Here is a 331-nt window from a genome sequence, read left to right as displayed (position 1 = left end):
AAAGAGCTTGGTTATGAATTTACAAATGAAGAGCGAGATGCGGCATTCGAATCATTTAAAAAATTGGCGGATCGTAAAAAGGAAATTACTGAGGAAGATTTACGCGCAATTATGCTTGGTGAAGCAGCATTTGCAGCCCAGCAATATAACATTACGCAATTACAAGTGCATTTCGTATCAAATAGTACACAATGCGCAACAGTTGTGCTTAAGGATGAGGAAGGAAATGTATATGAAGATGCAGCCACTGGTTCTGGTAGTATTGAAGCGATATACAATGCGATTCAAAGAATTTTAGGATTAGAATGTGAATTGGCAGATTATCGCATAC

General features: G+C 37.8%; 1 protein-coding gene. It reads left to right on the top strand.

Features of this window, described 5'->3' with window-relative positions; genetic code table 11:
• On the top strand, positions 1 to 331 hold a 331-nt coding region (locus tag SB717_RS34495; protein ID WP_410907352.1), incomplete at both ends, for an alpha-isopropylmalate synthase regulatory domain-containing protein.

It is taken from the genome of Priestia sp. SIMBA_032 (assembly GCF_046535215.1).
GTDB classification, from domain to species: domain Bacteria; phylum Bacillota; class Bacilli; order Bacillales; family Bacillaceae_H; genus Priestia; species Priestia aryabhattai.
Note: the sequence above shows the minus strand (reverse complement) of the source record. Positions and strands in the feature narration are given on the sequence as shown.